Genomic DNA, 12,453 nt, shown 5'->3' with positions numbered 1-12,453 from the left:
CATATATCACATTTCTCGCATGGGTATTGCCTGAGTGAGAACGAGCCGCTCGAACGGCTCACCGCCAGGCAAAAGGAAACGGCGGGAAGTGAAGTCGCCATGGCGAAGATTAAATACATCGAGTGCGACGGGACCGAACATCTGGTCGATGTTCCCAACGGCCTTTCCGTGATGGAAGGCGCCATCCGCTACACCATTCCGGGCATTGACGGAGATTGCGGCGGGGCCTGCGCCTGCGCCACCTGCCACGTCTATGTCGAGAATGGCTGGATGGAGAAGCTCGCGCCGATGGAAGATCTCGAGCGCGACATGCTCGACTTCGCCTTCGACGTCAAAGAGAACAGCCGCCTTTCCTGCCAGATCAAGGTGGACGAAGCGATCGACGGTCTCGTCGTTCGCACCCCCGCCCGCCAGTACTGACGTTGACGTGAGACGGCGGGCGTTCGCGCCCGCGAAGCTTCACCGGCCGCCGACAAAAACAACAAGCGGCCTTATGACGGAGGAAGGTCTATGAACGGTAAGGCACAGGCGAAGATCGTCCAGAAGGGCGATTGGAAGGTCAGCATGACGCCGGACGACATCTATCGTCACCCGATGGATATCGCATGGCACTTCGCATACGAGTTCGGCGAGGAGAAGGTCGCCGATCTCTACAAGCGCGCGAAGCAGAACCAGTGGGATTCCGACGACATCCTTCCCTGGGACACGCCAGTCGATCCCTCGAAGCCGCTCATCAACAATGAGCAGGACATCTACCACAAGATGTCTTTCTTCAAGAAGCTGTCGAAATCGCAGCAGGAAACCTTCACCGCGCATTCGACGGCGCAGCTCCTGTCGCAGTTCCTGCACGGCGAACAGGGCGCGCTGATGACGGCGGCCTGCGTCACCCATTCGGTGCCCGACGCTGGTGCGAAGCTCTATGCCGCGACCCAGACCATGGACGAGGCCCGCCACGTCGAGGTCTATTCGAAATATTGCGACAAGATCGCCATGGTCTATCCCATGTCGCCCTGGCTCAAGGCGCTCATCGATGCGACGCTTCAGTCGGATCGCTATGAGAAGGTCATGATCGGCATGAACATGATCGTCGAAGGACTCGCCCTCGGCGCCTTCAACAACATGTACCGCTCGACGACCTGCCCGCTGCTCAAGCAGCTCACCTTCAATGTGATGCGCGACGAGTCGCGGCACGTGTCCTTTGGTCACGTCTTCCTTGGACCGGTCATCAAGACGCTGCATCCGGACGATGTGGAGGATCTTGCCGAATTCGCCTTCAACGCCGTGAACATCCTCGTTCAGGCGCAGACGGCAGGCACGATCGCGAACAAGGTCGATCCGGGCTTCATGGAAGTGCTGCAGAACAGCGGCATCGACGCCGAGGACTTCTTCAAGGGCCTCGCCGAGGCGGCCGACGAAGGCATTGCCCAGACGCTCCCCCCGGGGCAGGTGCACGCCTTGAAGGATCTGATGATGCCCGCCATCGCCCGCGTCGGATTGCTCACGCCGACCGTGCTGAAGAAGTACGAGGAAGCCGGCATTCCGGTCTTCGACGACCCGCGCGTTCTCAACGCCATGGAAGGCGGCCACCCGACCGGCGAAGCCGCCGCGGCGGAATAAGCGACATGCGGCCCGCCCCGGCACGATGCCGGGGCGGGATATTTTCGACGGGACGACAAAGATGACGAGCAGCAGCGCAGTCGGAGATGCAAGGAAGGCCGAGATTTTCCGCGCCATCGTGGAGGGCCTGCCGGAAGCGGTGGTCGTCGCGACGCCGGAAGGTCTGATTACCTATTTCAATCCTGCCGCCGAAAGGCTTTTCGGCTTTGCCGCCTCCGAAGTTGTCGGTAACAACGTCACCATGCTTGTGCCGCGCAATTCGCGCCGCCATGCCGATCCGCTGAAATGGCTCACGAGGTGGGCGGCGGAGCCGGAACACACACAATCGCGTTTCCTCGATCTCATCGGCACCACAAAGGCGGGTCACGAGATGCCCGTCGATGTCCGTGTCTCGGAAACAACACTCAATGGCGAGCGACGCTTTCTCATTACCGTGCGCGACAACACGGCGCGGCGCGAGGAACAGGCCGCCTTCAAGGAGGCGCATCTGAAGGCATCGCGCATCCTGATGATTGCGGAGGACGGCATCGTCTCCATCGACGAGGACCAGAAGATCACCTTCTTCAATCTGAAAGCCGAGGAAATCTTCGGCTACCGGGCGGAAGAGGTTCTGGGCAAGCCGCTCGACATGCTGCTGCCGGAACGCTACCGGACGCTACACTCCGGTCAGGTCCACGGCTTCGGCGTGGGCAAGGTTGCGTCGCAGCTCATGAGCCAGCGTGGCGAGGTTGTCGGCCTGCGCAAGAACGGCGAGGAATTCCCGGTTGAAGCGACAATTACCAAGGTGTCCGTCGGCGGACACCTGACCTATACCGCGCATCTGCGCGACATCACCGAGCGCAAGGCCGCACAAGCGCGTCTCCGGGAAAGCGAGCGTCGCTTCCGCGCCGTTTTCGATCATGCTTTCGAGGCGATCGGCCTTTTGAGCCCGGACGGCACGGTACTCGAAATGAACCGCGCCGGCCGCGCTCTCACCGAAGGCCTCACCAGCCTTGAAGGGCTTCCACTCTGGGAACTGCCTTGGGCTGGCGGCGAATTCGCGACGGACGATTTCGCGCGCCAGCGCCTCAAGGCTGCAATCGCCGCCGCCGCGAATGGCGAAACGGTGCGCTACACCGTCGAAGTCCGCAAGGACGGCGAGTTGCACAAGATCGACCTTTCGCTCGTGCCCGTGAAGGACGAGAGCGGAAAGGTGATCTACATCGTTCCCGAAGGCCGCGACGTTACCGGGCAGGCCTTCTGAGCACGATCAGACACTTGCCGGATCGGCGATCTTCACGATCAGCTTGCCGATATTCTCGCCGTCGAAGAGCTTGTTGACGGCGACCGGCGCTTCCTCGAGCCCATCGACGATGGTCTCGCGATGCCTGATCTTGCCTTCGGCAACCCATTGCGCGAGCTGCATGGAGCCTTCGGCATATTTCGACATGAAGTCGATGACGATGAAGCCGCGCACAGTGATGCGGCGCATCAGGATGGGTGAGAAGTCGGCGCGCATCGGCTGGTCGGTATTGTAGCCGGAGATCATTCCGCAGAGCGGCATGCGGCTGAATAGATTCATGCGCGCCATGACGGCTTCCATGATCTCGCCGCCGACATTCTCGAAATTGACGTCAATGCCGTCCGGTGTCGCCTCGATGAGGCGTTCTTTCCAATCGGCCGCCTTGTAGTCCACCGCCGCGTCGAAGCCGAGATCCTCGACGAGGTGGCGGCACTTCTCCTTGCCGCCCGCAATGCCGACTGCGCGGCAGCCCTTGATCTTCGCGATCTGGCCGACGACCGAGCCGACCGCGCCCGCCGCCGCGGAGACGACGACCGTTTCGCCAGCCTTGGGCTGGCCGAGTTCAAGCAGGCCGAAATAGGCCGTGAGCCCCGTCATGCCGCAAGCACCCATCATGGCGGTCAAGGGCACGGGCAGGCCTTTCGGAATGACGCCCATGGCCGTCTCCGGTGTCTCGCCCGCGATGGTGTAGTCCTGCCAGCCGACGAGACCCGTCACCTGATCACCAACCTTGTAGGCGGATGAATTCGACTTCACGACAATACCAATGCCGCCGCCGCGCATGACGGCGCCGAGCTCGACCGGCGGCATGTACTGGTCCATGTCGCTCATCCAGATGCGGTTCGTCGGATCGAGGCTCAGATAGACATTGCGGACCAGTGCCTGGCCGGGGCCGGGCTCCGGGATCGGCGCTTCGACGAGATCGAAATCCGATTTCTTGATGCGCCCCTGCGGCCGTGCCTTCAGCCTGAACTGGCGATTGACGTCGTTCTTCATTTTTTATTCTCCCTGCCTCATGGCATTACGATTTCAAACCAGAAGTCGAAGACATCGAGGAGATCGACGAACTCGTCGAACGCCTCTCCGTTGCCCTCGACGGTCGCGGCCTTGGCCGCGACGAGATCGCCAAGCGTCTTTTCGCGCAGCACGATCTCGGCAAGCCCGGTGCGCGCGAGCTTGATGCTTGCATCGGCCTTCGGATCGATGCGGTTGCGGCGATGATGCAGAACGGCGTTTTCCACGCTGAGCAGAAATGTCTCGCCCGTATCGGTGAAACCGAGATTGAAGGCAAAGCCGCGCGCGCCCGCCTTCGGTCCATTGAGACGCACGGACAGCGAGTCGAGAATCCGCTCGACGGGCAATGTCCGCACCTGCCCCGCAGCGCCCGGTCGCGGCGTGGGCGATGCGGGCCGCGGATTTCGAAGCTCCATTGCGGCCGTGAGATAGAAGGCGCGCCACGGACCCGACTCCGCCTGATAGCCGAGCTGCTCAAGCGCATCGGCCTGCAGGTTCCGGGCATCGGCGTTCGCGGGATCGGAGAAGACGAGATGGTTCACGACTTCAGCGACCCAGCGATATTCGCCCTTGTCGAAGCACTCGCGCGCCTTCCGCAACAAAGCGGTCGGCCCGCCCATGAATTCGACATAGCGCTTTGCCGCCTCGACCGGCGGCAGCGGATGGAGATGCGCCGGGTTGCCGTCGAACCAGCCGAGATAACGCTGATAGACGGCCTTCGCATTGTGATTGATCGTGCCGTAATAGCTGCGTGTGTACCACTCGGCGGCGAGCGTCGGCGGCAGCGCGATTTCTTCCGCAATCTCTATCGGCGTCAGTCCGTGGTTCGCGAGACGCAGCGTCTGATCGTGCACATACTTGTACATGTCGCGCTGCTTTTCGAGGAAAGCGACGGCGACATCACGGCCCCAACGCGGCCAGTGATGGCTTGCGAAAAGCACTTCCGTCTTGCCGCCGAAAATGTCGATCGCCTCGTCGATGTAGCGGCTCCACGACTTCGCATCCCGCACCTGCGCCCCGCGAGGGGTGTAGAGATTGTGCATATGGCAGGAGCAGTTCTCCGCCATGCAGAGCGCCTTCATCTGCGGGAAGAAGAAGTTCATCTCCGCGGGCGCTTCGCTGTCCGGCGTCAGCTGAAAAACGATCTCGACCCCGTCGACATTCAGCGTCTCGCCGGTGCGGGTGATGATTTCATTCGGCGGCACGAGGCTCACCTGACCGAGAGATACCGTCTTGCCGAGGCCCGCATCGACATGACCCTTCGGTCCGCGCGGCAGAAGCGCGCCATACATGTAGGTCGCGCGGCGGCCCATGGCATTGCCCGCGAGCACGTTCTCGCTCACTGCCTCTTCGAGAAACCCTTCCGGCGCAATGATGCGAATGTCGCCGCGCGCGATGTCCTCATCGCTCAGAACGCCTTTGACGCCGCCATAATGATCGACATGGGAATGGGTGTAGATCACCGCGACGACGGGCCGCTCTCCGCGATGCTCGCGATATAGCGCGAGCGACGTCCGCGCCGTTTCAGACGAGATCAGCGGATCGATGACGATGATGCCCGTCTTGCCTTCGATGAAGGTGATATTCGAGAGATCGAAATTGCGGACCTGATAAATGCCGTCCGTAACCTTGAAGAGGCCATGGATCGAATTGAGCTGCGCCTGCCTCCAAAGGCTCGGATTGACCGTCGCGGGCGCGGGACTTCCTTCCTTGATGAAGGAAAACGTCGACATGTCCCAGACGGGAAAGCCCGCCTCGTTCAGCGACTTCGCATCGGGGATTGTCGCGATGAAGCCGCGCCGGGCGAGTTCGAAATCTTCGCCCGTCTCCTTCGGCAGGTGGCCATGCAACTGCCCATGCGCGCGGCAGGTCGCCTCGCTTGCCTCTTTCGGGGCGTTTGCTTGCGGCTTGTCCATGATCCCTCCCTTGCAGCACTCGCGCCTTTGCGGCTCTTGGCGGGAGAGTAAAACGAGGGAGGCTGAAAGCGTAATAGTTATTGCGCGATGCGCCTTCCCGAAGCTCACATTTTCGGGAGCGGCCTTCAGGGCTGTTTCACGTAGGTGCCGGGCGCGGGCTCAAGGGGCGGATAGCCGGCGGCACCCATGGCTGGAGGCGGGACCTGCCCACCGCCATGCGCATCCAGCCATTCGACCCATGCCGGCCACCATGACCCCTCGCTTGTCGGCGTCACCTCCGTCCAGCGCTCCGGATCCACATGCTTGTCCGTCGCGTTACGATGCGCCAGACGATAACGCCGATGCGGATGGCCGGGTTCGCTGACGATCCCTGCATTGTGCCCTCCGCTCGTCAGCACGAACGTCACGTCCGTATCGGCAATCAGATTGATCTTGTAGACGGAACGCCAGGGAGCGACGTGATCGGTTTCCGTCGCAACGGCGAAGATTGGCGCGCGGATATCCGTCAACGCCACCGGCACGCCGAGCGCCGTGAAGCGGCCTTCGAAAAGCTCATTGTCGAGGAAGAGACGGCGCAGATATTCGCTGTGCATGCGATAGGGCATCCGCGTCGCATCCGCATTCCAGGCCATCAGGTCGTTCATCGGCGCACGCTCGCCCATCAGATATTCCTGCACGGCGCGCGACCAGACAAGATCGCGCGAACGCAGCATCTGGAAGGCACCGGCCATCTGCTTGGTGTCGAGAAAGCCCTTGTCCCACATGAGATCTTCGAGAAGCGCGAGCTGGCTCTCGTCGACGAAGAGAAGAAGCTCGCCCGCTTCCGTGAAATCCGTCTGGGCCGCGAATAGCGTAACCGTGTTGAGCGGTCCGTCGCCCTCGCGCGCGAGCCATGCAGCCGCAATGGAAAGCAGCGTGCCGCCGAGGCAATAGCCGACGGCATTGATCTGCCGGTCCGGCACCACGGCGCGGACTGCGTCTATCGCATCGAGAATGCCGAGCTTCAGATAATCGTCCATGCCGAGATCGCGATCTTCGGCGTCCGGATTTTTCCACGAGATCATGAAGACGGTATGGCCGCGATCGACCAGATACTTGACCAGCGAATTCTGCGGCGACAGATCAAGGATGTAATACTTCATGATCCAGGCGGGCACGATGAGGATCGGCTCGGCATTCACCGTTTCGGTCGTCGGGCGGTATTGAATGAGTTCGATCAGCCTGTTGCGAAAGATCACCTCACCGGGCGTAACCGCCACCGACTCTCCCGGCAGGAACGCTTCGGCGCCCGCAGGCCCTTGCCCCCTGAGGCCGCGCTGCAGGTCGTCCGCCATATTCATCGCGCCCTGCAGCAGGTTCTGTCCGCCGGTCTCGATTGTCTTCTGCAAAACCACCGGATTGGTCAGCACGTTGTTCGACGGAGACATCATGTCGAGCATCTGACGCGCCATGAACGACACCACGTTCTCATGATGCCGGTCGACGCCGCGCACGCCGGTGGTCGCGACATGCCACCATTGCTGCGTCAGCAGAAACCCCTGATAGAGAGAGTCGAAAGGCGGCTTGCTCCAGGCCGGATCGTCGAAACGGTGATCCTGCGGCAGAGGCTCGATGCAGGCTTCCGTCTTCTTGCCGCCCATGCTCTGCGCGGCATGGGCGGCGAGCCGCGCGGATTTGGTCACGGCCTTGGTGACGAGTTCCTGCTGCTTGCCCGGCGAGCTGCCGAGATGCAGCGCCCAGTCGAGAGCGGCGAGGCCGGCACTGGCGGGCGACATGCCGAGCGTCGATTGCGCCACCGTCGCGCGCAAAAGCCGGTCGATGCTCGGCCAATTGGGATGATGCGGGGCTCGTGGATCGGGCGCGGGGCGGTGCGAAGGCGAAGCCTTGGCCGCAGCCGGCGCGTCATCCAGATGTTTTCGCGGATTGCGCTTCGACGCCTTGAGAGCGGGCCGTTTGCGGGCGGGACGTGCCGAGCCTTGCGCCATGGAGCCTCCTTGGGCGCCGGAAAATCCGGCACGAAACTCCCCCCATTCCACATCCTATGCATGATGTTTCAATGAACAAGGGGTTGTCTGGCCGAAAAGCCGCAAGCCTCCTCCGGCAGCCAGGGCCGCTCAGTCCATATACTGCTCATTGCCGACGAAGCCGATGCGGGTGACGCCGGCTCTCTGCGCGGCCGCCAGCACGCGGGCCACATGGTCGTATTTCACCAGCCGGTTGGGCTTGAGGTGTATTTCCGGCTGAGGCGTCTCGGCTGCCGCGGACCTGAGATACTGGTCGAGCCTGGCGCTGTCCGGCACGGCGACGCCATTCCAGAGAACGGTGCCGTCGAAATCGAGTTCGAGATCGACGACCTTCGGCTCCTGCGGCGGCGTCTGCACATTGCGCGGCATGTCGAGTTTCACCGCATGAGTCTGGATCGGAATGGTGATGATGAGCATCACCAGGAGCACGAGCATCACGTCGATCAACGGCGTCGTGTTGATCTCCATCATCGGCTCGTCGTCCTTGCCGCCTCCGATGTTCATGGCCATTGTTCCGGGCTCCTATTGCGCCACGCCGCGGTCGGGCTCGGTGATGAACGCGACCTTCTCGATACCGCCGCGCTGACAGTCGACAATGACCTTGCCGATGAATTCGAAGCGGGCATCCTTGTCGCCGCGCACATGGATTTCGGGCTGCGGCGTCTTCTGCGCCGCTTCCCTGATCTTGGCCAGCAGCGCCGCATTGTCGGCCATTTTTTCGGCGTTCCAGTAGACCGCGCCTTCGCGATCCACCGCCACGACGACATTCTCGGGCTTTGTCTGGGTCGCAACGTTCGACGCCTTGGGCAGATCGACCGGTACAGTCTGGATCGCGACCGGAATCGTGATGAGGAAGATGATGAGCAGGACGAGCATCACGTCCACCAACGGCGTCGTGTTGATGGTCGAGATGACCTCGTCCTCGTCTCCGCCAGTACCGATATTCATCGCCATGTCGTCAGTGCTCCAGCCGCATCCGCACCGGCCTCAGGCCCTGGTCAGCAGACGAGTCTCGACTTCCGTCGCGAAGCGCCGCATCTGATCGAGCGCGGCCTTGTTGCGGCGAACGAGCCAGTTGTAGCCAAGCACTGCCGGCACGGCGACCGCGAGGCCGATGGCCGTCATGATGAGCGCCTCGCCGACAGGTCCGGCGACCTTGTCGATCGAGGCCTGTCCGGCAAGGCCGATCTGGATCAGCGCGTGATAGATGCCCCAGACGGTGCCGAAAAGGCCGATGAAAGGCGCTGTCGAGCCGACGGTTGCAAGGAACGCGAGTCCACCCTGAAGCCCTGCCGCCACGGTCTCGATGCCGCGGTTGAGCGCCGCTGTGGTCCAGTCGATGAGGCTCACCTGCGCGGCAAGCCCGCGCCCATGCTGCTCCGCGGCTGCGATCCCCTGCTCCGCTACGGCACGGAAGGCCGAATTCCTGGCCAATCCATCCGTCGCCTCCTTGAGGCTGGCGGACTTCGCGAAGCTCTTCTGCGCGGCACGGGCCTGCGCGAAGAGACCGCGCTGCTCCCAGAGCTTGGTGAAGAGGATGTACCAGCTACCCATCGACATGAGCGCCAGTATGAGCAGCGTCACTTTCGCCACGAGATCGCCCTGTGCCCAGAGCGCGGCGAGGCCGTAGGGATTGGCGACCGGCTCGGCGGGCTGTTCGGCGAGTGGGCCTCCTGCCACCGGGGCCGCTTCGGGGGCCGCCGGGGGCGTGTTCGGGGCCGGGGTCGCAGCGGGCGTGACGGACGGAGCCGCCGCCGTCGCGGGCGCGGCCGGAGCAGCCGTCTCCGCGCGCAGCGGGCTCGAAAGCGCGAAACTCAGCGCAACAAGTGCGGTCGCCGAAAGCAGCGCCACAGATCGAAGCCCCCTGCCGGAGCGCAGCTCATCCGCGTCGCGTGTCGCACATCCATTCATCATCGGAAACTCCGAACATTTGTTAGACCTTCCCGGCCCGGATCAATTCCGGCAGCCGGCCCCTCCCTGGGCGCCGCTTTGCGGGACACCCTGCCATATTTTCTATTTTGTTCGCGCCCGCAAATCGCGCAGGCACGTACCGGCGCGCCATTTCGCCCTTGATAACTAAAATCGTCAATGCAGAAAGTCGCAGGCGGCCTCAGCAAGGCCGCCGCAAGAGGGTCCGGAGCACGGGAATGGAGGGCAACAACCCCGATGACGGGGCACAGAACCGCGGAGGCTAAAGGGCCTTTTCCACGTCAGTTACCCGGTAAATCCTCGTCATCATAGAGGATGCGCTCCGCAGCGCCGTCGAGATCGTCATATTGCGACGACTTGAGCGACCAAAGGAAGCCGAGCAGGCCGAGAAAGCCAAGGAACAGGGCCGCAGGCATCAGATAGACGAGGATATTCATTCGCTTGCCTTCCGAAGCCGCCCGAGGCGCAGAGAATTCAGCGTGACCGTGATCGATGAAGTGGACATCGCCACAGCCGCAATGAGCGGCGTCACGAAGCCGGCGAAGGCGAGCGGAATTGCCACGGCATTGTAAGCGAGCGCCAGCGCGAAGTTCTCGAAAACGAGACGCCGCGACTTTCGCGCAACCTCAATCGCCTCAACCACGGCCCCGAGCTTGGCACCCTGGAAGATGAAATCCGCCGCAGTCTGACTGATGTCGGAGGCGTCCGCGGGCGACATGGAGACATGCGCAACCCGAAGGGCAGGCGCATCGTTGAGGCCATCGCCGACCATCAGCACCTTGTGCCCCTCGCCCGCGAGCTCCTTGAGACGTGCGATCTTGGCATCAGGCCGCGCGCCCGCGCGCCATACTGCGATACCGAGCGCCTCGGCGGCGGCACGGGCCGCGGGTTCGCGGTCGCCAGACAGAAGCTCGATCGAAAAGCCCAGAGCCTTGAGGGCCAGAATGGTCTCAGCAGCGTCGGGACGAAGCTGGTCCACGAAACGGAAGCAGACCGGCCGCGCCGTTCCTCGCCGCAGCCAGAGTTCCGGACCGCCATGTGCCGCGGCGCCGAACTCCGACGCGCCGACCCATTCGCGGCTGCCCAGACGGACAATCTCGTCGCCAAGGCGCCCTTCGAGGCCCTGCCCCGGCTCCTCATGGATGTCGGAGAGAACCGGAAGCGGCTTCGCGCCGGCGCTTTCGACAAGGGCGCGGGAAAGCGGATGGCGGCTGGATCGTGCGAGCGCCGCACCCACCGAGAGATCCGTCGCCGACACGCCTTCGTCGATGAGGTGCGGGCGGCCCAGCGTCAGCGTGCCCGTCTTGTCGAAAACGATCGTATCCACTTCAGACAGACGCTCCAGACCATCGGCCGCCTTGAGCAGAATGCCGTGCTTGAGGAGCCTCCCGGTCGCAACCACCTGCACCACCGGCACGGCGAGCCCCAACGCGCAGGGGCAGGTTACGATCAGCACCGCAATCGCATTTGTGATCGCGACGACGAAACCCGAGCCCATGGCAAGCCAGAAGAGCACGGTGGAAAGCGCGAGAACGTGAACGGAAGGCGCGTAGATGCGGGCGGCCCGATCCGCGATCCGCACATAGGCGGACCGCCCCTGCTCCGCCGCCTCCATGAGACGCACAATCTCGGCCAGCAGCGAATGCTCGTCACGCGCCGTAACCGTCACCTGCATGGGAGCGGTGATATTAAGCGTGCCGGCAAAGACATGCGCGCCGGGCCGCACCAGCTCAGGCAGGCTTTCGCCCGTGACGAGGCTCGTATCGATGTCGCTGATGCCGCCGGCGACTATGCCGTCGGCAGGCACGCGCGCACCTGCCGCAACCGCGACCACCATGCCCGGCTCAAGCGCCTCGACGGGAACCGAACGCTGCGACCCGTCCGCATCGACCACCGTGGCCGCAACGGCGCGAAGGCCGAGCAGGTTCTGCGCGGCTTCACAGGCGCGGTTGCGGGCCTGAACGTCGAGGTAGCGGCCGATCAGCAGGAAAAAGAGGAGCGTGATGCTGGCATCGAAATAGACATGCTCGGCATTCACGATGGTCTGCACGAGGCTCATGCCGGTCGCCAGCGTCACCGCAAGCGAGATCGGCACATCCATGTTCATCTGCCGGTTGCGCAAGGCCGCGAGGGCGGACCGATAGAAAGGCTGCGCGGAATAGGCGATGGCCGGCAGAGCGATGAGCGCGGATATCCAGTAGAAGAGCGCCCGCGTCGCGGGCTCCATGTCACTGACGAGGCCCGCCCAGACGGAGACCGACAACAGCATGACGTTGGCCGCCGCGAAGCCCGCGACGCCCATGGCGCGCAGCAGCTTGCGGCCTTCATCCTGGTCCAGCGCACCGATGAGCTTGGGATCGAAGGGCACCGCCTCGAAGCCGATGGAAGCGAGTTTTTCGACGATCGCGGCAGGCTTCAGCCGCGACGGATCCCACTTCACCGCGACACGCTTCGTCGACAGATTGGCCCGCGCGAAGGAAACGCCATCCAATTCGCCAAGCGCCCGCTCGATGCGGCGCATGCATCCGGCGCAGTGCATCGATTGCACGACGAGATCGAGCTTGGCCTCACGGCTGCCGGCATCCATCCGGACGAAGAGGCCGGGATCGGCCCTCGCGACCGACGGGGCCTGTGCCGTTGCGCTTGTCTCTCTTGCGGCGTCGCTCATAAA

Annotated in this window: 11 protein-coding genes; 3 read left to right on the top strand and 8 right to left on the bottom strand. The window is 63.1% G+C overall.

Going from position 1 to position 12,453, the window contains the following annotated elements:
* Nucleotides 1-99: 99 nt before the first annotated feature.
* The 3 genes from ABFC66_RS07585 (at nucleotide 100) to ABFC66_RS07575 (ending at nucleotide 2,860) form a co-directional block, all read left to right on the top strand.
* Nucleotides 100-420, top strand: a complete 321-nt coding sequence (locus tag ABFC66_RS07585; RefSeq protein ID WP_346740344.1) for a 2Fe-2S iron-sulfur cluster-binding protein — start codon at nucleotides 100-102, stop codon at nucleotides 418-420.
* Between the two features lie 90 nt (nucleotides 421-510).
* Entirely contained in the window at nucleotides 511-1,617 is a 1,107-nt protein-coding gene (locus ABFC66_RS07580) for a ferritin-like domain-containing protein (RefSeq protein ID WP_346740343.1), read from the top strand.
* Between the two features lie 61 nt (nucleotides 1,618-1,678).
* The gene (locus ABFC66_RS07575) at nucleotides 1,679-2,860 is read left to right on the top strand and encodes a PAS domain S-box protein (protein ID WP_346740342.1); all 1,182 of its coding nucleotides are present in this window, start codon (nucleotides 1,679-1,681) and stop codon (nucleotides 2,858-2,860) included.
* Between the two features lie 6 nt (nucleotides 2,861-2,866).
* On the opposite strand, the gene ABFC66_RS07570 is transcribed toward ABFC66_RS07575, so the two are convergent.
* From ABFC66_RS07570 to ABFC66_RS07535, 8 genes are all read right to left on the bottom strand, one after another.
* The gene (locus tag ABFC66_RS07570) at nucleotides 2,867-3,895 is read right to left on the bottom strand and encodes an NADP-dependent oxidoreductase (RefSeq protein ID WP_346740341.1); all 1,029 of its coding nucleotides are present in this window, start codon (nucleotides 3,893-3,895) and stop codon (nucleotides 2,867-2,869) included.
* A gap of 17 nt (nucleotides 3,896-3,912) precedes the next feature.
* Nucleotides 3,913-5,829 (bottom strand): alkyl sulfatase dimerization domain-containing protein, encoded by a 1,917-nt coding sequence (locus ABFC66_RS07565; RefSeq protein WP_346740340.1) that lies wholly within the window; start codon nucleotides 5,827-5,829, stop codon nucleotides 3,913-3,915.
* A 125-nt stretch (nucleotides 5,830-5,954) separates the two neighbouring features.
* On the bottom strand, nucleotides 5,955-7,814 hold the full coding sequence (locus ABFC66_RS07560; RefSeq protein WP_346740339.1) for an alpha/beta fold hydrolase: 1,860 nt from the start codon (nucleotides 7,812-7,814) through the stop codon (nucleotides 5,955-5,957).
* A 129-nt stretch (nucleotides 7,815-7,943) separates the two neighbouring features.
* A complete protein-coding gene (locus ABFC66_RS07555; RefSeq protein ID WP_346740338.1) occupies nucleotides 7,944-8,363 on the bottom strand; it encodes a biopolymer transporter ExbD in 420 nt (139 codons plus the stop codon).
* 12 nt (nucleotides 8,364-8,375) lie between these two features.
* Nucleotides 8,376-8,807: a biopolymer transporter ExbD gene (locus ABFC66_RS07550; protein WP_346740337.1), complete on the bottom strand. Its 432-nt coding sequence runs from the start codon at nucleotides 8,805-8,807 to the stop codon at nucleotides 8,376-8,378.
* 33 nt (nucleotides 8,808-8,840) lie between these two features.
* Nucleotides 8,841-9,767, bottom strand: a complete 927-nt coding sequence (locus ABFC66_RS07545; RefSeq protein ID WP_346740336.1) for a MotA/TolQ/ExbB proton channel family protein — start codon at nucleotides 9,765-9,767, stop codon at nucleotides 8,841-8,843.
* Nucleotides 9,768-10,063: 296 nt separating this feature from the next.
* The gene (ccoS, locus tag ABFC66_RS07540; RefSeq protein ID WP_346740335.1) at nucleotides 10,064-10,219 is read right to left on the bottom strand and encodes a cbb3-type cytochrome oxidase assembly protein CcoS; all 156 of its coding nucleotides are present in this window, start codon (nucleotides 10,217-10,219) and stop codon (nucleotides 10,064-10,066) included.
* Nucleotides 10,216-12,450, bottom strand: coding sequence for a heavy metal translocating P-type ATPase (locus tag ABFC66_RS07535; protein WP_346740334.1), 2,235 nt, complete (start codon nucleotides 12,448-12,450; stop codon nucleotides 10,216-10,218). The genes ccoS and ABFC66_RS07535 overlap by 4 nt, the downstream gene beginning before the upstream one ends.
* Nucleotides 12,451-12,453 lie beyond the last annotated feature (3 nt).

It is taken from the genome of Parvibaculum sp., assembly GCF_039680535.1.
Taxonomy (GTDB): domain Bacteria; phylum Pseudomonadota; class Alphaproteobacteria; order Parvibaculales; family Parvibaculaceae; genus Parvibaculum.
This window is presented reverse-complemented; position numbering and strand designations above follow the sequence as displayed.

Excerpts from the sequence above, each read along its gene's own strand:
- ABFC66_RS07565 (WP_346740340.1), bottom strand. The coding sequence starts at position 5,829 with ATGGACAAGCCGCAAGCAAACGCCCCGAAAGAGGCAAGCGAGGCGACC.
- ABFC66_RS07585 (WP_346740344.1), top strand. The coding sequence starts at position 100 with ATGGCGAAGATTAAATACATCGAGTGCGACGGGACCGAACATCTGGTC.
- ccoS (WP_346740335.1), bottom strand. The coding sequence starts at position 10,219 with ATGAATATCCTCGTCTATCTGATGCCTGCGGCCCTGTTCCTTGGCTTT.
- ABFC66_RS07570 (WP_346740341.1), bottom strand. The coding sequence starts at position 3,895 with ATGAAGAACGACGTCAATCGCCAGTTCAGGCTGAAGGCACGGCCGCAG.
- ABFC66_RS07550 (WP_346740337.1), bottom strand. The coding sequence starts at position 8,807 with ATGGCGATGAATATCGGTACTGGCGGAGACGAGGACGAGGTCATCTCG.
- ABFC66_RS07555 (WP_346740338.1), bottom strand. The coding sequence starts at position 8,363 with ATGGCCATGAACATCGGAGGCGGCAAGGACGACGAGCCGATGATGGAG.
- ABFC66_RS07575 (WP_346740342.1), top strand. The coding sequence starts at position 1,679 with ATGACGAGCAGCAGCGCAGTCGGAGATGCAAGGAAGGCCGAGATTTTC.
- ABFC66_RS07535 (WP_346740334.1), bottom strand. The coding sequence starts at position 12,450 with ATGAGCGACGCCGCAAGAGAGACAAGCGCAACGGCACAGGCCCCGTCG.
- ABFC66_RS07560 (WP_346740339.1), bottom strand. The coding sequence starts at position 7,814 with ATGGCGCAAGGCTCGGCACGTCCCGCCCGCAAACGGCCCGCTCTCAAG.
- ABFC66_RS07580 (WP_346740343.1), top strand. The coding sequence starts at position 511 with ATGAACGGTAAGGCACAGGCGAAGATCGTCCAGAAGGGCGATTGGAAG.
- ABFC66_RS07545 (WP_346740336.1), bottom strand. The coding sequence starts at position 9,767 with ATGATGAATGGATGTGCGACACGCGACGCGGATGAGCTGCGCTCCGGC.